At 72.9% G+C, this 24568-nt stretch carries 19 protein-coding genes; 8 read left to right on the forward strand and 11 right to left on the reverse strand.

Annotation, left to right across the window (positions count from 1 at the left end; translation table 11 throughout):
- The first annotated feature begins 6 nt into the window (after positions 1-6).
- Complete coding sequence (locus tag ACFO4E_RS22330) at positions 7-1437, forward strand: MFS transporter (RefSeq protein WP_378577875.1); 1431 nt, start codon at positions 7-9, stop codon at positions 1435-1437.
- A 358-nt stretch (positions 1438-1795) separates the two neighbouring features.
- A complete protein-coding gene (locus ACFO4E_RS22335; RefSeq protein ID WP_378577877.1) occupies positions 1796-2773 on the forward strand; it encodes an ArsR/SmtB family transcription factor in 978 nt (325 codons plus the stop codon).
- 58 nt (positions 2774-2831) lie between these two features.
- Here ACFO4E_RS22335 and ACFO4E_RS22340 read toward each other — a convergent pair whose 3' ends face one another.
- Positions 2832-4259, reverse strand: coding sequence for a S28 family serine protease (locus ACFO4E_RS22340; protein WP_378577879.1), 1428 nt, complete (start codon positions 4257-4259; stop codon positions 2832-2834).
- Between the two features lie 207 nt (positions 4260-4466).
- Here ACFO4E_RS22340 and ACFO4E_RS22345 point away from each other — a divergent pair, with 207 nt between their 5' ends.
- On the forward strand, positions 4467-4871 hold the full coding sequence (locus ACFO4E_RS22345; RefSeq protein WP_378577881.1) for a nitroreductase family deazaflavin-dependent oxidoreductase: 405 nt from the start codon (positions 4467-4469) through the stop codon (positions 4869-4871).
- Between the two features lie 330 nt (positions 4872-5201).
- Complete coding sequence (locus ACFO4E_RS22350; protein ID WP_378577883.1) at positions 5202-6104, forward strand: MerR family transcriptional regulator; 903 nt, start codon at positions 5202-5204, stop codon at positions 6102-6104.
- Between the two features lie 430 nt (positions 6105-6534).
- On the opposite strand, the gene ACFO4E_RS22355 is transcribed toward ACFO4E_RS22350, so the two are convergent.
- Both ACFO4E_RS22355 and ACFO4E_RS22360 read right to left on the reverse strand, forming a co-directional pair.
- A complete protein-coding gene (locus ACFO4E_RS22355; protein ID WP_378577885.1) occupies positions 6535-9516 on the reverse strand; it encodes a helix-turn-helix transcriptional regulator in 2982 nt (993 codons plus the stop codon).
- Positions 9517-10323: 807 nt separating this feature from the next.
- Positions 10324-11865, reverse strand: a complete 1542-nt coding sequence (locus ACFO4E_RS22360) for a cytochrome P450 family protein (RefSeq protein WP_378577887.1) — start codon at positions 11863-11865, stop codon at positions 10324-10326.
- A 332-nt stretch (positions 11866-12197) separates the two neighbouring features.
- Between ACFO4E_RS22360 and ACFO4E_RS22365 the strand changes: the two genes are divergently transcribed.
- The gene (locus tag ACFO4E_RS22365) at positions 12198-12581 is read left to right on the forward strand and encodes an RNA polymerase-binding protein RbpA (RefSeq protein WP_378532284.1); all 384 of its coding nucleotides are present in this window, start codon (positions 12198-12200) and stop codon (positions 12579-12581) included.
- A gap of 97 nt (positions 12582-12678) precedes the next feature.
- On the opposite strand, the gene ACFO4E_RS22370 is transcribed toward ACFO4E_RS22365, so the two are convergent.
- Together ACFO4E_RS22370 and ACFO4E_RS22375 are read right to left on the reverse strand one after the other, a co-directional pair.
- Entirely contained in the window at positions 12679-13470 is a 792-nt protein-coding gene (locus ACFO4E_RS22370) for an HAD-IIA family hydrolase (RefSeq protein ID WP_378577951.1), read from the reverse strand.
- A 321-nt stretch (positions 13471-13791) separates the two neighbouring features.
- Positions 13792-14205 carry a hypothetical protein gene (locus ACFO4E_RS22375; protein ID WP_378577889.1) on the reverse strand — a complete coding sequence of 138 codons (414 nt, stop codon included), beginning with the start codon at positions 14203-14205 and terminating at the stop codon, positions 13792-13794.
- A gap of 196 nt (positions 14206-14401) precedes the next feature.
- Between ACFO4E_RS22375 and ACFO4E_RS22380 the strand changes: the two genes are divergently transcribed.
- Positions 14402-15211 (forward strand): helix-turn-helix domain-containing protein, encoded by an 810-nt coding sequence (locus tag ACFO4E_RS22380; protein WP_378577891.1) that lies wholly within the window; start codon positions 14402-14404, stop codon positions 15209-15211.
- The gene (locus tag ACFO4E_RS22385; RefSeq protein WP_378577892.1) at positions 15201-15374 is read left to right on the forward strand and encodes a DUF397 domain-containing protein; all 174 of its coding nucleotides are present in this window, start codon (positions 15201-15203) and stop codon (positions 15372-15374) included. Before ACFO4E_RS22380 ends, ACFO4E_RS22385 begins: the two co-directional genes overlap by 11 nt.
- Positions 15375-15489: 115 nt before the next feature.
- Here ACFO4E_RS22385 and ACFO4E_RS22390 read toward each other — a convergent pair whose 3' ends face one another.
- Together ACFO4E_RS22390 and lnt are read right to left on the reverse strand one after the other, a co-directional pair.
- Positions 15490-16005: an FxsA family protein gene (locus tag ACFO4E_RS22390; RefSeq protein WP_378577893.1), complete on the reverse strand. Its 516-nt coding sequence runs from the start codon at positions 16003-16005 to the stop codon at positions 15490-15492.
- 87 nt (positions 16006-16092) lie between these two features.
- On the reverse strand, positions 16093-17748 hold the full coding sequence (lnt, locus tag ACFO4E_RS22395; protein ID WP_378577953.1) for an apolipoprotein N-acyltransferase: 1656 nt from the start codon (positions 17746-17748) through the stop codon (positions 16093-16095).
- Between the two features lie 638 nt (positions 17749-18386).
- Here lnt and ACFO4E_RS22400 point away from each other — a divergent pair.
- A complete protein-coding gene (locus ACFO4E_RS22400) occupies positions 18387-19604 on the forward strand; it encodes an ABC transporter ATP-binding protein (protein WP_378577894.1) in 1218 nt (405 codons plus the stop codon).
- A gap of 71 nt (positions 19605-19675) precedes the next feature.
- On the opposite strand, the gene ACFO4E_RS22405 is transcribed toward ACFO4E_RS22400, so the two are convergent.
- From ACFO4E_RS22405 to ACFO4E_RS22420, 4 genes are read right to left on the reverse strand one after another with little or no spacing between them, the layout of a single operon-like run.
- The gene (locus tag ACFO4E_RS22405) at positions 19676-20590 is read right to left on the reverse strand and encodes a carbohydrate ABC transporter permease (protein ID WP_378577895.1); all 915 of its coding nucleotides are present in this window, start codon (positions 20588-20590) and stop codon (positions 19676-19678) included.
- Entirely contained in the window at positions 20587-21960 is a 1374-nt protein-coding gene (locus ACFO4E_RS22410; RefSeq protein ID WP_378577955.1) for an ABC transporter permease subunit, read from the reverse strand. Before ACFO4E_RS22410 ends, ACFO4E_RS22405 begins: the two co-directional genes overlap by 4 nt.
- Before the next feature lie 17 nt (positions 21961-21977).
- The gene (locus ACFO4E_RS22415) at positions 21978-23285 is read right to left on the reverse strand and encodes an ABC transporter substrate-binding protein (RefSeq protein WP_378577897.1); all 1308 of its coding nucleotides are present in this window, start codon (positions 23283-23285) and stop codon (positions 21978-21980) included.
- Positions 23278-24513, reverse strand: a complete 1236-nt coding sequence (locus ACFO4E_RS22420) for an ABC transporter ATP-binding protein (RefSeq protein ID WP_378577899.1) — start codon at positions 24511-24513, stop codon at positions 23278-23280. The genes ACFO4E_RS22415 and ACFO4E_RS22420 overlap by 8 nt, the downstream gene beginning before the upstream one ends.
- Positions 24514-24568 lie beyond the last annotated feature (55 nt).

Below are 24568 nucleotides of genomic sequence, written 5' to 3' on the forward strand. Positions count from 1 at the left end.
CCCCCCATGGCCCACACATCCGAGGCGCCCGGCGCACCCGACGAGCCCGTTGCGGACCCCGCCGAGAGGCGGCGGGAGCGGCGCGCCTGGTACATGTACGACTGGGCGAACTCGGTCTTCTCGACCTCGGTCATCACCGTGTTCCTCGGCCCCTACCTGACCTCCGTCGCCGAGTCGGGGGCCGGGGCCGACGGCCGGATCAGCGTTCTGGGCTGGTCGATGGACCCCACGGCGCTGTACCCCTACGCCACGTCGCTGTCGGTCCTGCTCCAGCTGATCGTCCTGCCGGCGGTCGGCGCGATCGCCGACCAGACCGGGCGCAAGCGCGAGCTGCTCGGCGGCCTGGCCTACCTCGGGGCGTTCGCGACCATGGGCCTGTACTTCGTGCAGGGCACGGGCTACCTGCTGGGTGCCGGGCTGTTCGTGCTCGCGAACCTGGCGTTCGGCGCGTCGGTGGTCGTCTACAACGCGTTCCTGCCCGACATCGCCACGGCCGACGAGCGCGACACCGTGTCCTCCCGCGGCTGGGCCATGGGCTACCTGGGCGGAGCGCTGCTGCTCACCGTGCACCTCGGGCTGTACCTGTCCCACGAGAGCCTGGGACTGGAGCAGTCGCACGCGGTCCGGATCTCCATGGCCTCGGCCGGCGTGTGGTGGGCGCTGTTCGCGCTGATCCCCCTGGCCCGGCTGCGCAACCGGATGCGGGGCGGCGCCGCGTCCGCCCCGTTCAACGGCGCCTCCCCCGGCGGTGTCCCCGGCGCCGCCCCCGGCGGCTCGGCGGCGGCCACCGTCATCGCGAGCTTCGGCCAGCTCTGGCAGACCCTGAGGAGCCTGCGCGCCTACCCGGGGACCCTGGTCTTCCTGCTCGGCTACATCCTGTTCAACGACGGCGTCCAGACGGTGATCGCGTTCTCCGCCACCTTCGCCGACCAGGCCCTGGGACTGGACCAGGGGGTGCAGATCGGCGCCATCCTGATGGTGCAGTTCGTGGCGTTCGGGGGCGCGCTGCTGCTGGGCGGCATCGCGCGCCGCCTCGGCACCAAGCGGACCATCCTCGGCAGCCTGGTGGTGTGGGTGGCCGTCGTGGGCGTGGCACCGCTGCTCCAGGCCGGTTCGGCCGTGCAGTTCTTCCTGCTGGCCTTCTTCATCGCCATCGTGCTGGGCGGGACCCAGGCGCTGTCGCGCTCGCTGTTCTCGCACCTCATTCCCCGCGGCAAGGAGGCCGAGTACTTCGGGCTCTACGAGATCAGCGACAAGGGCTCGGCGTTCCTCGGGGCGCTGACCATCGGGGTCGCCCTGGACGCCACCGGCGGCGACTACCGGCTGGCGATCCTGACGCTCACGGTGTTCTTCGTGGTCGGCTTCGTGGTCCTGCTCTTCCTCAATATCCCGGCGGCGATCCGGGCGGCCGGCAACACCCCGCCCGCGCGTATCTGATCCGGCCCCGACACCCGTATGCGCACCGATTCCGGAAACGTCGGACCGCCGTGGCCTATGCCACACCGCCGCCGTTCCGCGCCATTCTCCACGACAGGCGCCGGGACCCAGGGAGCCTGTGTCCGCGTCACCGGGCGGCGACCGCCCGCGACCACCGCGGGGCTGGCCGAGCTCGGCCAGCCGATTGACCGGTGTCCTGCGGCGGGTGAGTGTGGGAGCACCCCTGCGATAGGGCCCCGGTTATCGCGCAACGCCACGGAACCACGGCTTCGTGCCCCCGTGATCCGCACACGGCCACAGCCACCGTCGGTATTCCGGTCCGTTCGCATGCCCGGAGATTGAGTGAACGGAATTCGTCATGCTGCGTATCCACTTCTCCCCCGGGGATTGGGCGAAAACGCGGGTCGTTTCCCGGCCCGAACCCATGTGGGAGATCGTTCTCAGCCTGTACATGCTCGCCGATCCCTCCGACGAACTCGTGTTCGGCCCATGGCGCCGGCGCGTCCTGTCCCGGCTTCCGCCGGAGAGCCGGATGCTGCTCGACCTCGTGCCGGCCGTCGGGTACTCGCCCGACTTCCTCAGCCCCCTCACCGACGGCCACGGCCTCCGGGAGGGGATCGGTGAGGTCCTGAACGCCCCGCGCAGGCGCATCGGCGGCGAGCTCGACCTCCTCTTCGGCGACCGCGGCCGCCCCGCATGGACGCAGGGCCTGGCCCGCAAGGAGCCGCGTTCGGTGCGCGAGCTGGGCCGCGCCCTCAACAGCTACTTCGAGGCGGCGCTGCGCCCGCACTGGGGGTATGTGTCCGACGCGGCGCGGGACAGCGCGGCGTCGGTCGGCACCGGCGGCGGGCCGGTCGCGCCGATCGTCCGCGCGGCGGCGGCGCCCGCGTCCCGGTCGCGCCCGCGCACGGTCGAACTCCCCTTCGGGTTCGACCAGGACCTGCACCTGCGCGGGCGCGGCCTGCTCGTGATCCCCGCGTTCTTCTGCGCCACCCGGCCGGTCACCTTCTTCGACCCGTCGATGCCGCCGGTGCTGCTGTACCCGGTCGCCCACGCCCCGGCGTCGTTCCTGGCCCATTCATCGGAGAGCCCGCGGTCCGGCGTCGATGTCCTGGCCCGGCTGCTCGGGCGCACGCGCGCCGGGGTGCTGCGCGCGCTCGGCGACGACCGCACCACCGGTGAGCTCGCCCGCGTCCTGGACATCTCGGTGCCGTCGGCCAGTGAACACGCGTCGCTGCTGCGCGCCGCCGGGCTCGTCGCCAGTCAGCGCGAGGGCAACACGGTGCGCCATAGCCTCACCGCGCTGGGCCTGGACCTGTTGCATCCGACGCCGTGAGGCGGGCCGCCCCGGTCGGCCGGGGCGGCCCAGGGGGCCGCCGGTCCCCGTCCGCGGGTCAGCGGCGCCCGCGCCCGTCCCCGACGTCGTCGAGCGCCGGGATCCGGTCGGCGCCGCGCGCCGCGATCCGCCCCTCGATCCCCGCCCAGCGCAGCAGGGCGTCGGTCGCGGCCGCCCTGTCGGATGCGCCCAGGCCGGCGATGGCGGCGCCGTGGTTGGCCTGCGGCGCGACGAAGCGCAGCGCCTCGCGCCGGGCGCCGTTGCCCACCCGGAAGGGTTCGGCGCCCCAGGGGTCCCACTCCCCGTCGACGAAGAGGATCCGTTCGGCGCGGTGGGCCACCCACCGGTCGATGTCGGGCATCGCCCGCCGGTCGAACGGCGCTCCGGCGAGGTCGTCGGGCAGGTAGGAACGGGCGGCGAACAGGCCCGGGTAGCGGAGCAGCCCGTCGAGGTGGGCGGTCGGCACGCTGGGGCTGCCGAGCTGCGTGGCCGCTTGGAAGTAGTAGGGGATGTAGGGCCCGGTGCCCTGGTCGGTGTAGAACTCGAAGCCGGCGATCTCGTCGAGGAACGCCGCGATCTCGTCGTCGGACGCCTCCGCGCCCGGCACATCGGCGCACTTCTCGGGCTCCTGGTACTGCCAGAAGGCCCACGGCGTGTCCAGGACGAGCATCTCGAAGGTGCGGTCGGCGCTGCCGATGGTCTCGTCGAAGGTCCAGCCGTTGCCGGCGGCCAGCTCCTCGTAGCGGCCGACCAGGCCGTCACGGCGCAGCAGCGCCTCCCGCTGGAGGGTGCGCAGGTCCTCGCGGCACTGCGGGTCGTCGCCCACGGTGTCGAAGAACTCCACGTAGGCGCTGTCCTCGCGGTCGTCGGCGTCGTTGGGCGCGACGTAGGCGACCGTTCCGTCCAGGTCATCGGGGTAGAAGCGCCGGTGGTACACCGATGTCATCCCGCCCTTGGACGCCCCGGTGGAGATCCAGGCCTCCCGGTAGATGCCGTCGAGCGCGGCGATGACGCGGTGGTGGTCGGCCGCGGCCTGCTCGATGTCGAGGTCGTCCCAGTCGGCGGGATCGGGGCGCGAGGGCGAGAAGAAGCGCTGCTCGGTGGAGATCTGGTTGCCGTCGACGAGGCGCGTCGGCTCGGCCCGGAACGGTGTGGTGTTGACCCCGTATCCGCTGGTGTGCAGCACGGTGGGCCGGTCGAAGCCGCGGTGGAGCAGCGTGAGCCGCTGCTCGAAGCCGCCGGACCGGGGACGGTCGTGGTCGGCGGGCTGGCGGTAGCCCAGGACGAAATGGCGGAACCCGGGCTCCGTCTCCTGCTCGCTGATGATCCGCAGGCCGGGCACCGCGGCGAGCCGGTCGGCGATGTCGCCCCCGGCGGGTGCGGGCGCGGCTCCGGCCGGGGCCGCGGTCAGGACCAGCGCGGAAGCGGTGAGCAGGGCGGCAGCGGCGGTGCGCCACCTGGCGCCGGGGTGCGGTGGGGGGATCACCGGTCGACCTCCTGGACGAGACGTCGGACGCCGGCCCCGTCGGCCGACGGACCGATCATGGGGATCGCCCCGCGCCGCGTCAAGGCCCACTCGGACCGATGCGTCCCGCCGCCGGTGATTGCCCAGGTGGTGAGAGGGAAGCCTCCCCGGTGGGATGTGACGACACAGGGCCGTGTGAGGGCACGGTCCGGGGCACCGAGGAGAGCCGTGCTGTTCGGAAAGGAACACGTCGACCGCTACCAGGAGACCGACGGCCGGGAGGGCCACGACTGGCAGGGGACCACCGTCCTGCTGCTGACCACCACGGGACGCAAGTCGGGGCTGGAGCGCACCACCCCGCTCATCTACCGCACCGATGGCGACGCCTTCGCGATCGTGGCGTCCAACGGCGGCGCCCACGACCACCCCCTCTGGTACAAGAACCTGCTGGCCCAGCCAGAGGTCGGCGTGCAGGTCGAAGGAGACCGCTTCCGGGCGCGTGCCCGCACCGCCTCACCGGAGGAGAAGGCGCGCCTGTGGCCGTCGCTGACGGCCACCTGGTCCGCCTACGACCAGTACCAGACCAAGACCGACCGCGAGATCCCGGTCGTGATCCTGGACCGGGCCGCCTGATCGCGACGCCTTACGCGGCAGCGCGCGGGCCCGGTACCCGCAGGCGGCCGTGACCCCGGGCCGGCCGTCCGCCGCCGGCCGGCCGGGGTCATGGGCACCGTCCCTCTCTTCAGGGGCAGCACCGGACCGTGACCGGGCGGCGGCACCCCGCCGCGGCGTGACGACGCGTCCCGGCAGGGACCGGAGACGGCTCGCACGCGGCCCGTCTCCCGCGCGCTCCCATGGGGTGGTCGGAACGGGGGCGTCGGCGGACCGGCGCCGGCTTGACCTCGCCCTTGGGGCAGGGGGCAAGCTGAGGCGAACCGATCCCCTCCACACCCGAGGACGACGATGCGCCCCACTCTGACCGCCGGTGAATTCCAGATGCTGACCGGCTTGTCGGCCAAGGCACTGCGCCTGTACGCCGAACGCGGCATCCTGGCACCGGCGTCGGTCGACGCCGGCTCGGGGTACCGCCTCTACGCCCACTCCCAGATCCAGCACGGAGCCACCGTCGCCCTGCTGCGCCGCGCACGGGTGCCGCTGTCCGACCTCGCCACGGCGGCCGAATTCCCGTTCGACGGGTGGCGCGAAACGGTACGGATGCGCCGGCGGATGGAGGACTTCTCTCTCGATGTCGCCGAGCGGGTCGCCGCGTTCGATCCCGCGCAGTTCACCGCCCACACCCGCCCGGCACCGGCGCTGGAGTGGATCGGTGTCATCATCGATCTCGACATCCCCGACTCCGTCGACGAACACTTCGATGCCTTCACCGCGCTGGCCGTCACCACGCCCGACGTCGAGGCCGCCTTAGCCGACGCCCTCGCCGGACTCGGCGCGGAGCCCGCTCACATGTGCTGGACCGCCGTACCCGATATCGGCACGGGCAGCGCCGACACCCAGATGCTGCTGGCCCGCACGTGGGCGGGTGGCGCGGACGAGCACACGCGCGCGCTGATCGAACAGCGCGTGCGGGTCCGCACGGGACACGACGTCCGTGCCGTGTGCGGAACGCTGCCGCCACGGCAGGAGGTCACCTTCACCTCCACTCAGGGCGGTGAGGCATCGCTCGTCGAGGAAGCCGCCTCCGGGTACCTGCACCTTCTCGCGTTCGAAGAGCACGCCGCACGCCACGGCCTCACCCGGCTGGGCCGCATGGCCCGCCAGGTCTGCCTCGGGCCGTCGATGTTCTCCGACAGGGCACAGGACGACCCGGTCAGCGTCTTCGACGCCCGGCCGGTCGGCGCCGCGTAGCGTCCCTTTCGCCGCGCCCACCCCCGTTGTGACCGCGATCGCGCACACGTCCTCGCCTTCGCCGTCACCGACCGGGCCGGGTCGCCGCCGGCGGACCGCCGATGCGACCGGATCGTCGGCCGGGGAATCCGGCCACCGCCTCTCCCGCCGGTCGGCGAGGAGCTCGGTGTCATCGGGCGGGTGGCTGCCGCGGAGCCCCGGTGCGGGTGGCGAAGGCCCCCGAGAGGAGCAAGGCGGCGGCAGCGGCGGCCCGGCGCAGCGGCCGGGACGCCGGCGGGGAGGGGCGCGGCCGCTGGGGGCCGAAGCAGGGCGGGGATGACCGGCGGCGATGGCGGCGGCGGGCGTCACGGCGCTCCTGGGCGGGCGCGGTCGCAGCCCCCGCCGCACGGAGTCGGTGCGGCGCTCTGTCGGGCTGACGGAGCGGTGCGGGTCAACCCAGACCGAGCCCGCGGGCGCGGGCGCCGGCCGAGGCGCGGTTGGGGACGTCCAGTTTGGCGAGGATGTTGGAGACGTGCACGCTGGCGGTCTTGGCGGAGATGAACAGCCGCTCGGCGATCTGGGCGTTGGTCCGCCCCTGGGCCAGGAGCCGCAGCACCTCCGCCTCCCGCGGGGTCAGCCCCTGGGGTGCCGGGGGCACCGCTCCCCCCTCTGCCCCGAGGGCGGCCCCCATCCGGCGGGCGAGGTCGGCGGTACGGCCCAGCAGCGGCCGCGCGCCCGCCCGTTCCGCGATGGCGGCGGCTTCGGGCAGGACCGCGGCCGCCGCGGCCCGGTCGCCCTGTTCCGCGTCGGACTCGGCCAGCCGCAGCAGGGCGGCCGCTAGCATGCACGGCTCGTCGGCGCGGCGCCAGGCCGCCACCGCCGTCCGCCACGCGCGGCCGGCCGCGTCCGCCGGGCCGTCGCCGCCCTCAGCCAGGTGGGCGCGCACCGTTTCGCGCAGCGCCGTCTGCGCCGGCCCGGAGACCGCCATCACCCCGCAGACCGCGGCGGCGTCGGCTCGCAGCCGCGCGATATCCCCGCCTCCCCCCGCTGCCTCTCCCGCCCGGACCGCCCGTGCGGCGGCCTCCAGGACGTGCCAGGCGTAGGCCGGCCAGGTCGCGAACCTCGGGGCGCCGACCGCGGCGCTCGCCGTCGCGACGGCCGCCGCGATGTCGCCGTCGGCCAGCGACAGCTCCAGATCCAGCAGGGCGGCGGGCAGTTCGTCCTGGGTGTGGGCGTGCGGAGCCTCGCCGGACAGGCGCTGGCGCCCCCGGTCCGCGCGCGCCGCGTCGGTGTCGCCCATGGCGAGGGCGGCCAGGCCCCGCCGCGTGTACAGGTTGAGCCGGTGCAGCAGCATCGGGCCCCGGGCGAGGGCGCGGCCCGCCGTCTCGCGGCACTCGGCGTACCCGCCCGAGTAGTAGAGCGCCTCGACGAGGTTGACCGCGACGAAGGAGCCGCAGGATCCCATGGTGCCCAGGTCGCGCACGCGGTCCAGCGCGGCGCGGCCGTCCTCGACCGCCTGTGAGGAGCGGCCGCTCTCCCAGAGCACCCCGATGCGATGGCCGATGGCGCGGGTCTCGGTCTCGGGGTCGTCGGCGCGGCGCGCCCCCGCGCTACAGGCGTCCAGCTCGCGCAGCGCGGCGTCGGGACGGCCGTCCTGGGCCTCCAGGGTGGCCAGGGTGATGCGCGCGTGCAGTTCGCTCAGCACGTGCGGCCACGGCTCCTGCGGGCAGGGTGTGGAGAGGTCCGCTGACGGCCGCGCCGGGCGGTCCCGCAGCGCCGCGCGGGCCTCGGCCACCGCGGCCCGCGCCACCTCGGCGGCCTCGCCGAAATGGGTCCGCAGGGCGAGTTCGCCGGCCAGGGTGGCCAGCACCGACGGCCGGTGCGGGCTCCCCGGGGGCAGCACCCGCGCGGACTCGCGGATATCGTCCAGGGCCCCGGGGTCGTTCAGGTCGCGGCGGGCCTGCCCGCGGCGGCGCAGCAGCAGCGCCCGGCGCGTCGCGGTGGCCTCGTCGCCGGCGCCGGGCAGCGCGCGCAGCCCGGCCTCGGCCAGGTCGAGGCCGCGCTCGGTCGCCCCGCTGTCGATGGCGGCCTCCGCCGCCCTTTCCACGACGTCCACGAGCCGCATCCCGACGCGCTCCTCCGCGTCGGGAACCCGGTCCCACAGGTCGATGACGCGCTCGGCCATGTGCAGCTGCTCGTCGTATCCGTAAGCGGCGCGCGCCCGTTCCGCGGCCCGCCAGGCGGCGCTGAGGGCGCGCGGCTGCTCGTGGGCCTCGTAGTAGTGGTGGGCGAGTTCGGCGGCATGGCCGGCGGCTCCGCCGGGGTCGCGCTCCAAGGCGGCGGCGTAGTCGAGGTGCAGGCGGGACCGGCGGCCCGGGAGCAGTTCCGCGTGCACGGCCTCGCGGAGAAGGGCGTGGCGGAACCGGTACCCGCTGCCCTCGACCCGCAGGAGGTTGGCGTCGACCAGGGCCCGCAGCGCGGCCTCCAACCGGTCGTCCTCCAGCCGGGCGGCCTCTGCCAGCAGCCGGTGCTCGACGCCCTGCCCGCCGCGGCCGCCCACGGAGGCGGCGGTCGCCACAGCCCGGGCGTCCTCACCGAGCCCGCGCAGCGGGCCCAGGAGGAGTTCGCGGGGCCGCTCGGGCAGCGTGTGGCGCTGCGAATCGGGCAGTTCCAGCAGGGATTCGACGAACAGCGGGTTGCCGGCGGTGCGTTCGTAGAGGAACGCCAGATCCGCGGGTTCGATGTCGCCCCCGAGGATGGCCTGGGCCTGCTCGGCCACCTGCTCGCGGCTGAGCGGGCGCAGGTCCATTCGGGTGACGGCGGGCAGCCGCTCCAGTTCGGGCAGCAGCCGCCGCAGCGGGTGGTCGCGGTGGAGGTCGTCGGTGCGGAAGGCGGCCACGAGCTGCACCCGGGCGGTGTCGAGGTTGCGGACCAGGAACACCAGCAGGTGCCGGGTGGCGGAATCGGCCCAGTGCAGGTCCTCCAGGATGACGGTGAGCCCCGCGGGCTCGGCCGCTGCCGAGAGCACCCGCAGCACCTGTCCGAACAGCCGCCCCCGCGCCTCGGGGCGCTCATCGGGCGGGGCGGCGCCCAGTTCCGGGAGCAGGCGGGCGAGTTCGCCGGGGCCGCCGGGGCCCCACAGCTCCGCGAACCGGTCGGGCCCGAGGTCGCGCCGCAGCCGGCGCAGCACGGTCACGAACGGGGCGAGGGGCAGGCCGTCGGCGCCCAGCTCCAGGCAGCCGCCCGCGACCACGATCCCATTGGTGGTGCGCGCGGTGAACTCCTCCAGCAGCCGGGACTTGCCGATTCCCGCCTCGCCGCCGAGCAGCAGTGTCGCGGCGGTTCCCGAGCGCACCCGGCGCGCGTGCCCGTCCAGCAGGCGCAGCTCGTCCGCCCGGCCCACGACGACCGGACTCACCACCGAAAGACCCATGTGCCCCAGTATGCCGGGAGACGACGACGGTGCTCGAAGGTGTTCCCGGTCCCGCGGGGACACCGAGCGCTCCCCCGTCCGGACGGGTGCCGGAAGGGCTCCGCCCCCGGCCGATCTCGACCGGGGGCGGAGCACAGAGGGAAGGGGAGGACGCGTCCGCGGTGGCCCCGCTGCACGCCGTGGCCGGTCCCCGCGTGCGCCGCGCCGCTCCCGGTCCCCCGTGGTCCGGGCCATGGCTGCGGGCACGTGCCGGCGAGGCGTGGTGCACCGTGGACGCCCCGGGCCGCCGTGCGGCCGGGCGGGCCGTCCCCTTCGTCACGCAGTTCGCCGGGCCGTGCGGCCGGCCACCGTCGCGCCGGATCCACCGGGACATGGCGGCCGCACATCGTGCGACCGGCCCCCGTTCGCCCGGGGATCCTCACGCGGGCGGGGTGCTCTGCCCACCACACCCGCATCGGAGCGCTTCCCTCGCCGAGAACGTCGGTGTGCCTTACAGCCACGCCTTCTGCGTTCGATCCGACGGTAGTCGGCGCGCTCCCGGGACCCAAGCGATCGGAGGTTCCGGCATCGGTCAGTCCGGGTGCGGTCGCACGGGAATTTTCCCGCATCGAGCGAGCCGGAGGGGGCGCGGCACCGGGTGGACTGAGGAGCGGCGTGCGACCGAGGAACGAGGAAGCGCCCCGCGACGAGGACGGTACCCCCGGACGGGCGCCGTCAAGGCGGCGCCCGTCCGGGGGTACCGTCCTCGTCGCGGCACGTTGTCCATCGCCCCTGCGCGCCCCGCCCCGCTCCACACGGTGTGGTCGGTCAGCCGGGGCCGTTGTGGCCGCGGATCTCCAGGAGGGCGTCGAGCGCGTCGTGGGCGGGGGCGGCGGACGCGGCGGGGGCCTGGTAGCGCGCTCCGGTGGCACGCTGACGGGCGGCCGGTGCCGGTCGCGCCGGGCGGACCGGCTCAGCGGGCGGTTCCTCCGGTGCGGCCGCGGGCGCCTGGTACCGGGCACCCTGCGCGCGGGGCCGTCCGGCGCGCCGGAACATCCGGCGCGTCCGCCCGCTCTCGGCGGCACGCCGCTCGGGTGCGGCCCCGGGCCGCGGGCCTCCCTCGGCGGGGAAGGCCACGGGGAGCTCGGCCAGGCCGTTGACCGACAGCGAGGAGCGCCGGCGCATCGCCGCCGGTGGGATGGCGGGTGCCATACGCGGCAGCCGGCTGACGACCGCGTCGATCGCCGTGCCCGCGATCTCGCGGGCCAGGCTCTGCGCGGGGCAGCCGTGGGCGCCGGCGCCCCACATCAGGTGGGCGCGGTTGCCGGCGAACGCCGCCGTGTCACCGGTGTCGGCGCGGGCGATCACGGCGGGGTCGGCGTGCGCCGGGCCGAACCCGAGGACCAGCGCGTCGCCCCTGCGGATGTGCGCGCCGCCCAGCTCGACATCGCGCGCGCTGAAACGGCCCGCGAGCATGCGCAGCGGCGGATCGACCCACATGATGTGGTCGAGGAAGTCGTCGGCGGGAAGTGACGCGCCGCCGTAGGCCGCGGCGACCTCGGGAACGCACAGCAGCCGGTACAGCGCGTTGCCGATCAGGTGGGTGGTGGGCTCGTGCCCGGCCGCCCACAGCAGGAGCAGCTGTTCGGCGGCCTCGTCGTCGCTGAGCCCGGCGGGGTGGGCGAGGAGCCGGGAGGCGAGGTCATCCCCCGGGTCCGCGCGCTTGCGCTCGACCAGGCCCTTGGCGTAGGTGTGCAGCCCGCGGGTGGCGGGCTCGGCGCGGGCGGGGTCGCCGCTCCAGATGTCGGCGGCGAGGCCGGCGAGCAGGTGGCCGTAGGCGTCGGGGAGCCCGAGCAGCCGGTTGAGGACGAGTGCGGGCAGCGGAGCCGCGTACTGCCCGATCAGGTCCATGCCGCCGGCGTGCAGGGCTGCGCCGATGAGGCCGCGGGCGGTGCGCTCGACGAGGGGGACGACCTGCGCGGTGGAGATCTGCGCGAGGCCGTCGACGATGGCGGAGCGCACCCGGCGGTGTCCGGGGCCGTCGCCGGCCAGAGCGCCGCTGCGCGGCCCGGCCGTGCCGTGCCACTCAGGCCGCCGGCTCCAGGCGCGCGGGTCGGCGGCGAACCGGTCCTGGTCGCGCAGGACGCGCAGGTTCTCGTGGTACCCGAGCAGCAGCCAGCCGGGCACGCCGGGCGCCATCTCGACGGGGGCGACCGCCCCGAACCGGGCGCGCAGCTCACGCCACAGGCCGGCGTCGTCGGCGTCGTGCGTGTCCGCGTGGATCTGCACCCGTCCGTCGCGCATCGGGCAGCGCCCAGCGGGTCCGGGCGGCGCGGCGGAGCCGGTGGGCCGGGGGCCCGGATCGACCATCGGAACTCCTCGGGCAGATGGGGAATCCGAGGATATGTCGCGGTTGTTTCAAGCATGAGTCAACGACGAAAGTTCCCGGTCGCACGCGCCGCACCGCCGCGGCGCAGGCCGGTAAAAATCGCGCAAAGACGCAGTCGGCCCGGGGTATCGGAACCCCGGAAGGATCCGGACGGACGCGGAGAAAAGCCGGTGCCATGTCGGCGGCCGATCGTTCCGGACCCGACCACCGGGCATTATCGCACGGTTGGATCACGGGCGTCCGGGGAATCTTTGAGACGGACCGACGCGTTATAACCACGAAGACCGCATGAGCGCCTGGAGGCACGTACACGATGGCCGAGCGAGCACTTCGCGGCACACGACTCGGGGCGACCAGCTACGAGAACGACCGCAACACCGATCTGGCACCGCGCCAAGAGGTCACCTACGACTGCCCTCGGGGCCATCGTTTCTCCGTCACCTTCGCGACCGAGGCGGAGATCCCGTCGAACTGGGAGTGCCGCTTCTGCGGCGACAACGCCCTGATGGTCGACGGTGAGAAGCCCCAGGAGAAGAAGGGCAAGCCCGCGCGCACGCACTGGGACATGCTGCTGGAGCGCCGGAGCATGGAGGACCTGGAGGAGGTCCTGGCCGAGCGCCTGGAACTGCTCCGGTCGCGGCGCCGCGAGGAGCAGGAGCACATGGCGGCCCTGGCCCGGCAGCGCCAGAGCGCCTGATCCCGATCCCGATCCCGTTCCTCGCGTGAGGGGCGGCGGCCCACGGGGCCGCCGCCCCTCACGCGTCCGCTCCCGCGACGCGGACGGCGCCCGTGCATCAGCCCACGCCCGAGCCGGGGGTCCCCTTGGCCTCGAACGGGTCGAGCGTGTGGCCCACCAGGTCGCCGACCGACTCCATGATCCGCGTGGGGCGGTAGGGGAACAGCTCCGCGGTGTCGCGCCCGGAGATCCCCGAGAGCACCAGCACTGTCTGCAACCCCGCTTCCAGCCCGGAGCGCACGTCGGTGTCCATCCGGTCGCCGATCATCAGCGTGTTCTCGGAGTGGGCGCCCAGAGCGCGCAGCGCCGAGCGCATCATCAGCGGGTTGGGCTTGCCGATGTAGTAGGGGGCGCGCCCGGTCGCCCGCTCGATCAGCGCCGCCACCGCGCCGGTGGCCGGCAGCGACCCCTCGCGACTCGGCCCCTTCTCGTCGGGGTTGGTGGCGATGAACCGCGCCCCGTTCTCCACGAGCCGGATGGCGCGGGTGATGGCCTCGAAGCTGTAGGTGCGGGTCTCGCCCAGCACCACGTAGTCGGGGTCGCGGTCGGTGAGCACGTATCCGATGTTGTGCAGCGCCGTGGTCAGGCCGGACTCCCCCACCACGAAGGCGGATCCGCCGGGCCGCTGCTGCTCCAGGAATCCCGCGGTGGCCAGCGCGGAGGTCCAGATCGACCCCTCGGGGATGTCCAGCCCCGAGCGCAGGAGGCGGGCCCGCAGGTCGCGCGGGCTGTAGATGGAGTTGTTGGTCAGCACCATGAAGCCGATGCCGTTCTCACGCAGCTCGGCGACGAAGGTGTCGGCCCCCGGGACGAGGTGCTCCTCGCGCACGAGGACCCCGTCCATGTCCATGAGGTAGTTCCACCGTGATTCGTTGTTCACGGTCCCAATTGTCCCGTGGGACGCGAGTGGACGCGACCCGGACACCCCGCGAACGCCGATCCGGGCGCGGGGCCGGTCCGCACCCGTCGCGTCGACGTCATCGTCACCGGCGTTCCCCGACCGGTCCGCCGACCCCGGGCGGACGGCCCGGGGCCCATCGGACCCGCAGCGGCCGCCGGGGGCGGGCGGGCGCCGAGCGTCCCCCCGCCGCGGCGCCCCTCCGGCACCGCACCCCCTGCGCCCCCGCTGCGCGGGTCCTCGCCGCCGTGCGCCCCGCCGCGCCGCGGCACCTCAGGCCGTGGGCTGAGCACTGCCGTGGAGCCCGCTCACGGGCGCTCCGCCGCGCAGGCCGGGCACGCGCATGCGCCGGAGCTCCGTGCGCATGCGGGCGTCCCAGGCATCGCGAACGGGCAGCGACTCCGCGGGAGGGCATTTCGCGACCCGGGTCTCGTCGCCATCGGTCGCCGAGAAGATGCGGTTTCCCTGTATGTCGGGTACTTCCAGTTCGACGATATCGACCCCGCGGGAGTGCGCCCAGAAGCGGAGTTCCGCGATGCTGATCTGCTGGATATTCGCATAACTCATGGTTTCACCCACGACCTCACAGTTGCGCGGCGTGCCGCCCGGCTGAAATGCGACACGCATTCCAGATCCAGGCGATACCGACAGCGCCCACACTTCGCCACGAATGGTCGGATATTCCACGTTTTCAGCTCTAAGGTGGTCGGCACCATCAGCTCCCGGTTTCGATGACCGTTCCCCCGTATGGCCTCCGCCGTCGCGGGGCTTTTCCGTATCAAGCCTTCCACCAGGAATTACGCGGATCCCCTGGCAGCCCCGGTCCGGCGTTTACTGTCCGCGGATGTCCTATGCGGTATCCAGCAGGTCTATTTTTGTACTCATGACAGAGCGACCATTACCAGCGTGGTCGACGTTCGGACGTGAGGTTCGCCGGCTGCGGGCGCACGCCGGCCTTTCCCTCGACCAGGTGGCCAAGCACCTGTCGATCACCCCCGGCATGCTGAGCAAGATCGAGCGCGCGACGCGTCAGGCGAAGAAAGACACGGCCACCGAACTCGACCAGTTCTTCCGCACTGAGGGCGCGGTCCTTCGGCGTTGGGCCGAGGCCACCAACGCCACGACCGGTCCCGACTGGTTCCGGCAGATCCTCAGATCGGAGGAACAGGCCACCGAAATACGCAGCTGGGGTCCGATTCTGTGCCCCGGTTACCTTCAAGTCCCCGAATACGCACGCGCGGTATTTCGAGTCGGGCGCCCACTGGATCGCCCCGCGCACATCGAACGGCTGGTCGCGGGTCGGGTGGAAAGATATGAAACCCTTACCGGAGGGGAGGGACCGACACTCTGGGCGGTTCTGTGCGAGACCGTACTGACGCGCATGGTCGGCGGTACGGAAGTGATGAGGAAGCAGCTCACGCGCCTCGCTGATCTGTCAGAATCGGGCCTGGTGCGGATCCAGGTGGTCCCCGCCGACACCACCGACAGCCCCGGTAATTCCGGGCCTTTCCGTCTGCTCACAACATCGGGTGGCGGAACGTTGCTCTATTCCGAGGGTTCCGGCGGCGGGCAGGTCATCGACGCACTGCCGGAGATCCGGCGTCACACGGCCTTGTTCGGGGAGCTTCAGGGCGTCGCCCTTCCCCCGAGGGCCTCGTACGATCTGATCAGGAAGGTTCGAGATGGATTCTGAATGGCGCACGTCCAGCCACAGCGGTGCGGCCGGAGAATGCGTTGAGGCGTGCGCCGCCGACGGCCGCGCACTGATGCGCGACAGCAGGAACCCCGATGGGGCACTGCTGGACTTCTCCGTCGGCGCCTGGCGCGCCCTGCTGGCTGAGGCCCACCGTCTCTGACGGAGCCCGCACGCGGCGATGCCGCGTCCCAGGTGTCTCCTGGGACTCCCCCCTTGCGGCGGGCGGACCGTGGCCGCCGGACCACCCCCTGGTCCGGTCCGCGGTCCGCCGGAGGTCAGCGGGCAGCGGGGTCGGCGGGGCCGTCGTCGACGATGTGGCCCCGGATGACCTTGCCGCTCCCGGCACGCGGCGGGCCGTCGCCGGGCGCCTGCCCCGGCACGTGCACACCGATCGTGGCGAACTCGCGTTCGGCGCGTTCGCGCATCCGCTTCACCCGCCGCTCGGCCCAGCCGCTGAACGCCCAGCGCAGCAGCGGCCGGGTCACCGGCAGAGCCATCAGGGCGCCCAGCGCCCCGGTGAGAAACCCAGGGATGATCAGCAGGATCCCGCCGACCATCAGCATCACGGTGTCGAGCACGCCCTGCTTGGGCTGCTGCCCGGTGCGCATGGCGGCGTCCGCCTCGCGGAACGCCTTCATCCCGGCCCGGCGCACCACCAGAATGCCGGACGCGCTCAGCGCGAACAGCGCGACGATGGTCCAGGCGGGCCCGATCTGCTGGCCGACGAGGACCATCAGCCAGATCTCGATGAACGGCATCGCCATCAGCGACAGAACGATCAGCAGCGGCATGGGTCCCATCCTCGGAATCGCGTCATCCCACTGTCAAGAACGCTTCAGGGCCGAGGAACGTTCCCGGCGGGCCCGCGGCTCGCGCGGTCACCCGGCCGCCGGTCCCGCACCGGCCGCCCGGGCCTCCCCCGGCGGCGCGGCGCGGACCGCACCCCGGCGCCGGCCCAGGACGACCGCACCGGCGACGGCCGCCGCGGCCACGGCGCCGATGGCGCCTTCGGGCAGCGCGCCCAGCCGGGTCGCGGGGGTCAGGCCGGTCATCGCGGGCAGCTCCGTGGCGTACACGGCGGGTTCGGCTTCGGGCGAACGGTACTCCAGCGAGCCGTCGGCGGCCACGACCGCGCTGACCCCGCTGGTGGCGGCCACCACGGCCGGGCGGCCGTGCTCGACCGCGCGCAGCCTCGTGATGGCGAGCTGCTGATCGGTCTGACCGGTGAAGTTGTAGTTGGCGTTGTTGGTCGGCACCACGATGATCTGGCCGCCTTCGGCCACGGACTCGCGCACCGGGGTGTCGAACGCGATGTCGAAGCAGATGGCCGCGGCGACCGTGGTGCCGCCCAGCTCCAGCGCCCCGGGCTCGGTGCCGGGCACGCCGTCGCTGCCGATCTGGTTCAGGCGCTCGACGAACCGGGTGAAGAAGTCGCGGTAGGGGACGTACTCGCCGAAGGGGATCAGTTGGCGCTTGGTGTAGTGGTCGCCGGGCCCGTCCTCGGGGTCCCACACGACGGAGCGGATCTCGCGTTCGGAGCCGTCGTCGCTGTAGCGCGTGATGCCGAACAGCAGGGGCGCGCCGATATCGGCGGCCGCGGCGTCGATCATGGCGGCCGCCTGCGGGTCGGCGTAGGCGTCGATGTCGCTGGCGTTCTCGGGGAGCACCACGAGGTCGGGCTGCTCGGCCTCCCCGGCGCGGACCTGCCGGGCGAGTTCGTGGACGCCGTCGATGTGGTTCTCCAGCACCTGCATGCGCTCGCCGAGGACGCTCATCTCCCCGATGCCGGGCACGTTGCCCTGCACCAGGGCGACGGTGGCGGTGTGGTCGACGGTGGGGGCCCCGATGGAGGGGACCATCGTCCCCGCGCCGAGGACGGCCGCGGCGCCCACCGCGGCGGCCCCCGCGGGCAGGAGGGCGGTGCGGGGGGCGCGGGCGACGCGCAGCACGGCCCACAGCAGCAGCGCGCCGGTGAGGGCCACCATGAAGGTCACCAGGGCCGAGGAGCCCCACGCGGCGTACCCGGAGAACGGGGTGTCGGGCTGGGCGAAGGCGAGCTTGCCCCAGGCGAATCCGCCCAGCGGGAAGCGGGCGCGCACGGCCTCCTGGAGCACCCACACCGCCGCGGTCCACACGGGCCAGCCGGGCAGCCGGGAGACGACGGCGATCCCGATCGCCATGGGGAGGAAGAAGGCGGTCTCCAGGGCCGCGATGGCCAGCCAGACGTCGGCGCCGAAGACGTCCTGCCAGCGCACCAGCGGGAACATGAGGGCGGCCCCCGCGAGGAGCCCGAGCCAGGCGGCACGGCGGGGACGGGTTCCCATCAGCGCCCAGGCGAGCAGGGCGGCGCTGAACGGCCCCAGCAGCCAGAGGTCGTACGGGGGGAGCGCGAAGAGCTGGGCCGCGCCAGAGGCGAGCGCCGCGAGGGCGCGCAGGAAGGTGTGGGGGCCGCCGGGCACCGGACCCGGAACCGGATCGGGGGCAACGCCGACGGGGGCCGAGTCGCCGGCGCGCTCCGCTCTCTGGGCGTCCACTGCTTCCACGCCGGGCTCGCTTTCGATGGATATGGGGGAGATAGGGGGACGCGGAAAAGGCCCGAAACCACCCTTCGGACCGGATCCGTCTCGTCGGCGGCGAGCGCGGAGACCGTTGTCTACTGGATGTTCGGGCCTTCTCCGGGTCCAACCCCCCGCCCGGTCGCGGGCGCCGGTCCTTCCCCGACCTCCGGCCGCACCTGGTGCGTGGTGCGACGGCCGCTCGGGCAAGAACCGGACCGCTCAACCGGTCCGTCCAGTGCTGGACTGGTCAGTAGATTACCCAGACTCCCCGTCGAGTGCCGCAACCCCCGGGCCACGTGTCGGGACCCGCTTGGCCGCCGCCCCGGCGCGCGCCCGCATGCGCGGGCCCGAGTCAGGGGAACCGGATATCCGTCGCCAGGCTAACGCACCCGCTGGCCACATGCCAGTCAGGTCCGACCGCCCGGCACCTCTCCACCTGCGGGAATCCGGTCTCACATGGTGGATGAAACCAGATCGAAATCGTGCGAACCCTCGACAGAAAGGCTCCGTTGGTGTTCGATGAATCGAGCAGATCGATACAGTTCGATCACCACTCGGCAGAACCGCTCGATCCGGCCCCCGGGCGAGCGCAGTGACACGGGAGCTGTTGCCCCATGGCGAAGATCGTCCTCGACGGCGTCGACAAGGTCTACTCGGGCGGTGTGAAGGCCGTCGACAACCTCAATCTGGAGATCAACGACGGCGAGTTCATGGTCCTCGTCGGCCCCTCCGGCTGCGGCAAGTCCACCGCTCTGCGGATGATCGCCGGCCTGGAGGAGATCACCGACGGCGACCTCAAGATCGGTGAGGAGGTCGTCAACGACCGCCCGCCGAAGGACCGCGACATCGCCATGGTCTTCCAGAACTACGCGCTCTACCCGCACATGACGGTCGAGCAGAACCTCGCCTTCGGGCTGAAGCTGCGCAAGATCCCCAAGCCCGAGATCGAGAAGCGGGTCAACGAGGCCGCCGCGATGCTCGGCCTGGAGCCCTACCTCAAGCGCAAGCCGGCCGCCCTTTCCGGCGGTCAGCGCCAGCGCGTCGCCATGGGCCGCGCGATCGTCCGCGAACCGCAGGCGTTCCTGATGGACGAGCCGCTGTCCAACCTCGACGCCAAGCTGCGGGTGCAGATGCGCGCCTCGCTCAACCAGCTCCACGAGCGCCTGGGCGTCACCACGGTCTACGTCACCCACGACCAGATCGAGGCCATGACCCTGGGCGACCGCGTGGCGGTGCTGCGCGACGGCCGGCTCCAGCAGGTCGACACCCCCAAGAACCTGTTCGACCGCCCGGTCAACCTGTTCGTCGCCGGGTTCATCGGCTCGCCCGCCATGAACTTCATCAACGCCGAACTCCAGCAGGACGGCCAGGGCGCGGTGCTGAAGTTCGCCGACCACGCCCTGCCGGTCTCGGCCGAGGCGGTCGACGCCCGCCCGGGCCTGCGCGACCACCTGGGCAAGCAGATCATCCTGGGCATCCGGCCCTCCGACTTCGAAGACGCCGCGCTCTCCTCGCACAGCGCCGCGACCATGGAGGTCAAGGCCGACGTCACCGAGGAGCTGGGCACCGAGATCAACGTCATCTTCGGCGTCAACGCTCCCCCGGTGAAGCACGACGACGCCGCGGCGCTGGCCGCCGACGCCGCCGGCGACGGCGAGGACGCCGACGCCGCGCTCCCGCTGTCGGGCGACCGCTCGCTGTTCACCGCCCGGGTCAACCCCCGCAGCCAGGTCCGGCCCGGCGGCTCCATCGAGCTCGCCGTCGACGTCACCCAGCTGCACTACTTCGACAAGGAGAGCGGCCTGGCCATCGGCTACCAGGCGCCCGCCTGACCCCGGCACGCGCAACGGCCCGGCCCGCTCACGCGGGCCGGGCCGTTGCGCGTTCGCCCGGCCGGCGGCGCCTACTTCACGGCACCGGCCATGACCCCTTGGACGAAGTAGCGCTGGAACGCGAAGAACACCACCAGCGGCACCACCATGGACAGGAACGCGCCCGCCGAGATGACGTCGATGTTGGCGCCGAACTGCCGCATCTCCGATTGCAGCGCCTTGGTCATGGGCTGGTTGGCGGCGTCGGCGAACACCAGCGCCACCAGCAGGTCGTTCCACACCCACAGGAACTGGAAGATGGCCAGCGAGGCGATCGCCGGCCCGCCCAGCGGCAGGATCACCCGGCGGAAGATGGTGAACTCCTTGCCGCCGTCCATGCGCGCCGCCTCGAGGAGGTCGCGCGGGATGCCCGCGAAGAAGTTCCGCAGCAGGAAGATCGCGAACGGCAGGCCGTAGCCGACGTGGAAGAGCACCACGCCGGCGATCGAGCCGTAGATCCCGATCCCGCCGTACATCTGGGCGACCGGCACCAGCGCCACCTGGAGCGGCACCACGAGCAGCCCGACCACGACCAGGAACAGCCAGTCGCGCCCGGGGAACTCCAGCCACGCGAACGCATAGGCGGCCAGCGCCGCGATGACCACGATCAGCACGGTGGCCGGGACGGTGATCAGCACCGTGTTGAAGAACGACGCCACGAACCCGGAGTTGTCGAGCAGGCCCGCGTAGTTCTCCAGGGTGATCTGCGAGGGCCGGGCGAGCGCCTCCCACCATCCCGACGCGGCGTTGTCCTGCGGCGAGCGCAGGCTGGAGACGAACAGGCCCAGCGTGGGCACCAGCCAGAACAGCGCGATGAGGATCAGCACCACCTGGAGTACGCCCGACCCCAGCCGGTTCACGATCCTGGACGCCACCGACCGGCGCGGCGCCCCTTCCGCTTCGTCGGCGACCGGTGCCGGGGCCTCGGCTTCACTAACGGTGGTCATTTGTTCTCCTGGCGGAACCGTCGGATCTGGAAGATCATCGCGGGAACGACCAGCACCAGCAGGAACACCGCGAGGGCGCTGCCCAGGCCCTGGTCGTTGCCGCCGCCGAAGGAGACCCGCCACATCTCCACGGCCAGCACGTTGGCGTCGCGCTGGACCGATCCGGGGGCGATGATGAACACCAGGTCGAAGATCTTCAGGACGTAGATCATCAGCGTGATGAAGACGACCATGAGCACCGGCGACAGCAGCGGGACGGTCACCCGGCGGAAGACCTGCCACTCCGTGGCGCCGTCGACCCGGGCGGCCTCCAGCGCGTCGCGCGGGATCGCCGACAGCCCGGCGGCGATGAGCACCATCGCGAAGCCGGCCCACACCCACAGGTAGGCGCCGATGATGGCCGGGGTGATGAGGGTCGGTCCCAGCCAGGTGACGCCGTTGTAGGGCTCGGTGAAGTTCGCCGCGGAGAGCCGGAGCGTGTAGGAGCCCTCGGCCAGGCCGTCGAACGCGAACGATCCGTCGGGGTCGGTGAGCGTGGTGCCGGCGACCTGGCCGCCGCTGACGGCCTGGACCTCCATGGCCGGCAGGCCCATCTCGGTCGGATCGATCGCGCCCTCCTCCCCGCCGCCGCCGCGGGTGAAGTCCAGCCACACGGTTCCGGTCACGGTGCCGTCTGCGGGTTCGGCCGCCGCGGCGGGCTCGGTGCCGCCGGGCAGGTCGTCGGCCTGGACGCCCACCAGCGGGATGAGCGCGGTCTCGCCGGTGGCGACCTCGTCGCCGAGTTCGAAGCCGCCGTCGGCGGCGGCCAGCGGGGACTCGGGCCGCGGCCGGGCATCGGGGAAGGCGGCCGACGGCGAGATCGTGTCCTGCACGGTGGTGATGACCGCGTTGGCCAGGCCGCGGTCGGGGTCCTGCTCGTAGACCAGGCGGAAGATCACGCCCGACGCCAGGAACGAGATCGCCATCGGCATGAAGACGATCATCTTGAACGCGGTCGCCCAGCGGATGCGCTCCGTGAGCACGGCGAACAGCAGCCCGGCGACGGTCACCACGATGGGCGCGACGACCACCCAGATGACGTTGTTGCGCAGCGCGACGAAGGTCGAAGGAGTGGTGAACAGCTCGATGTAGTTCTGCACACCGACGAACTCCAGGCCGGCGGCGTCCCAGAGGCTGCGGTAGACGGAGAACAGGATCGGGTACAGCATGTACGCGCCCAGGAACAGCAGGGCGGGCAGCAGGAACACCAGCGCCAGCCACGAGGGCGGGCCGAGACGGCCCGACCCCGTGGGGGCGGCGGCGTCCCCGGTCTCGGCCGGTTCGGGGGTGCCGCTGAGCGGCACCGCCTCCGGCTCACCGGTGGTCGCCATGGACATCCACTCTTCGTCTAGGAATCCGCGTCCGATGCCGCGTTCTCCAACTCCTCCGCGGCGGCTTCAGGGTCGGAGGAGTCGCGCAGGAAGTCCTGGAGGATCGACCACATGCCCCGGCCCTCGGTGGCGCCGAACCCGCTGGGCACCTGGTCGGAGAGGTCGTACCGGACGGAGTCGCCGGCGTCCAGGACGGTCTGCGCGAGCTGCTGGGTGAACTCGTCCTCATAGGCGTCGGTGGCGACCGACGAGTTGGCCGACAGGTAGCCGCCCAGGCCGGCCCAGGTGGTCTGGGCTTCGGCGGAGGCCAGGTAGGCGAGGAGCTCCTGCACGCCCTCGCCCTCGCCCATCCCGACGGCGATGTCGCCGCCGACCACCAGGGGCGGTTCATCGCCCACCGCGGGGAAGGGGAAGGCCACGGCGTCCTCGCCGACGGTGGCGCCGGCCTCGACGGCATTGGCCGCGGCGAAGTCGCCCTCGTAGACCATGGCGGCGTTCTGCTGGCCGTAGACATCGGTGACGCAGGTGGGGAAGTCGGTCTGCACCCCGCCGTCGCTGCCCCCGTTGATCATGGAGTCCTCACCCCAGATGTCGGCGAGGGTCTCCAGGGTCTGGACGACGGAGTCGTCGGTCCAGGGGATCTCGTGCGCGGCCAGCTGGTCGTACTGCTCCGGCCCGGCCTGCGAGAGGTAGACGTTCTCGAACCAGTCGGTGAGCGTCCACCCGGAGGCGCCGCACATGGCGAAGGGGGTGATGCCGGCGTCGGAGAGGGTGGTGGCGGTGGTGCCGGTCAGGTCGTCCCAGGTCGTGGGGGGCTCGACCCCGGCATCGGCGAAGGCGTCGGGGCGGTACCAGATGATCGACTTGTGCGCGGCCTTCAGCAGGATGCCGTAGGCCTCGCCGTCGACCGACCCCAGCTCGCGCCAGTAGTCGGTGTAGTCCTCCTCCAGCACCGAGGCGGCGTCGCCCGCCAGGGGCACGAGCGCGCCCTGTTCGGCGTACTCCTGGACCAGGCCGGGCTGGGGCAGGATCGCGATGTCCGGCGGCTCGCCGGCCTCCAGCTTGGGGCCGAGGTAGGCGCCGGTGTCCTCGCCCGTGGACTCGTAGGAGACGGTGGCGCCGGTCTGCTCTTCGAACCCGGCCAGGACCTCTTCGAAGTTCTGCTGCTCGATTCCGGTCCACTTGGCGGCGACCAGGAGTTCGACGCCGCTCAGCTCGCCTCCGCCGCCGCCCGGCCCGGCGCCGGGGCTGCACGCGGTGGCGAGCAGGGCTCCGGCCGCGGCGACGGCGATCGCGCCGCGCGCTCTTCGCGGGTTGTCAGGCATGGGTTCCCTCTTTCTGCTGGTGGGCGGGTGCGGGGTCCCCCCAGATCCCTGCTCCCGTGACGGGATCGAAGAAATACAGCCGCCCGGTGTCGACCCGCACGCGTATGGGTGCGCCGATCGCGGTCCGGGACCGGGGGCTGAACCGGGCGATGACGCCGCTGGAACGACGGCCCGAGTCGAGGTCGGTGTCGGCGCCGGCGTCGCGCGCCAGCTCCTTGGTGTCCTCGGTGACGACGGGGGCGGCGCCGAGGGTGAAGTGGACGAGCAGTTCCGCGCCGAGGGCTTCGACGAGTTCGGTGGTGGAGGTGAGGACGGAGCCGTCGGCCTCGGTACCGAGGTCGGCGTCGTCCATGTCCTCCGGGCGGATCCCGACGGCGACCTCGCGGCCGAGGTAGTCGCGCAGGGGCGGGCGCTCGTCGAGCAGTTCGGCGGGCACCGCCAGGTGCTGGTCGCCCAGGGTGAGCCGGGCGCCCGCGCCGTCGGCCTCCAGGCTGCCCTGGAGGAGGTTCATCGCCGGCGAGCCGATGAACCCGGCGACGAACAGGTTGACCGGGTGGTCGTAGAGCTCCTGCGGGGCGGCGACCTGCTGGAGCTCGCCCTTCTTCATGACCGCGACCCGGTCGCCCAGGGTCATCGCCTCGACCTGGTCGTGGGTGACGTAGATGGTGGTGACGCCCAGGTCGCGCTGGATGCGGGAGATCTCGGCGCGCATCTGCACGCGCAGCTTGGCGTCGAGGTTGGACAGCGGCTCGTCCATCAGGAACGCCTGGGGGCTGCGCACGATGGCGCGGCCCATGGCGACCCGCTGGCGCTGGCCGCCGGAGAGGTTGCGCGGCTTGCGGTCGAGGTGCTCGGTCAGGCCGAGGGTCCTGGCGGCGTCCTCGACGCGGGAGCGGATCTCGGCTTTCGCGACCTTGCGCAGCTGGAGGCCGAAGCCGATGTTGTCGCGCACGGACAGGTGCGGGTAGAGCGCGTAGCTCTGGAAGACCATCGCGACGTCGCGGTCGCGGGAGGGGGTGCGGTTCACCACCCGGTCACCGATGGTCAGGGTCCCGCCGCTGATCTCCTCCAGCCCCGCGACCATGCGCAGGGCGGTGGTCTTGCCGCATCCCGAGGGGCCGACGAGGACAAGGAACTCCCCGTCGGCGATATCGAGGTCGAGCCCTTTCACCGCGCTCGTGCCATCGGGATAGGTCTTAGCGACCCCCGCCAATCGGACTCTCGCCACGATCCGCCTCCACCGGCTCCATTGCCGGGCACCCTGCCCGTTTCCACTCATAACA

The organism is Nocardiopsis mangrovi, from assembly GCF_042653925.1.
Lineage (GTDB): Bacteria > Actinomycetota > Actinomycetes > Streptosporangiales > Streptosporangiaceae > Nocardiopsis_B > Nocardiopsis_B mangrovi.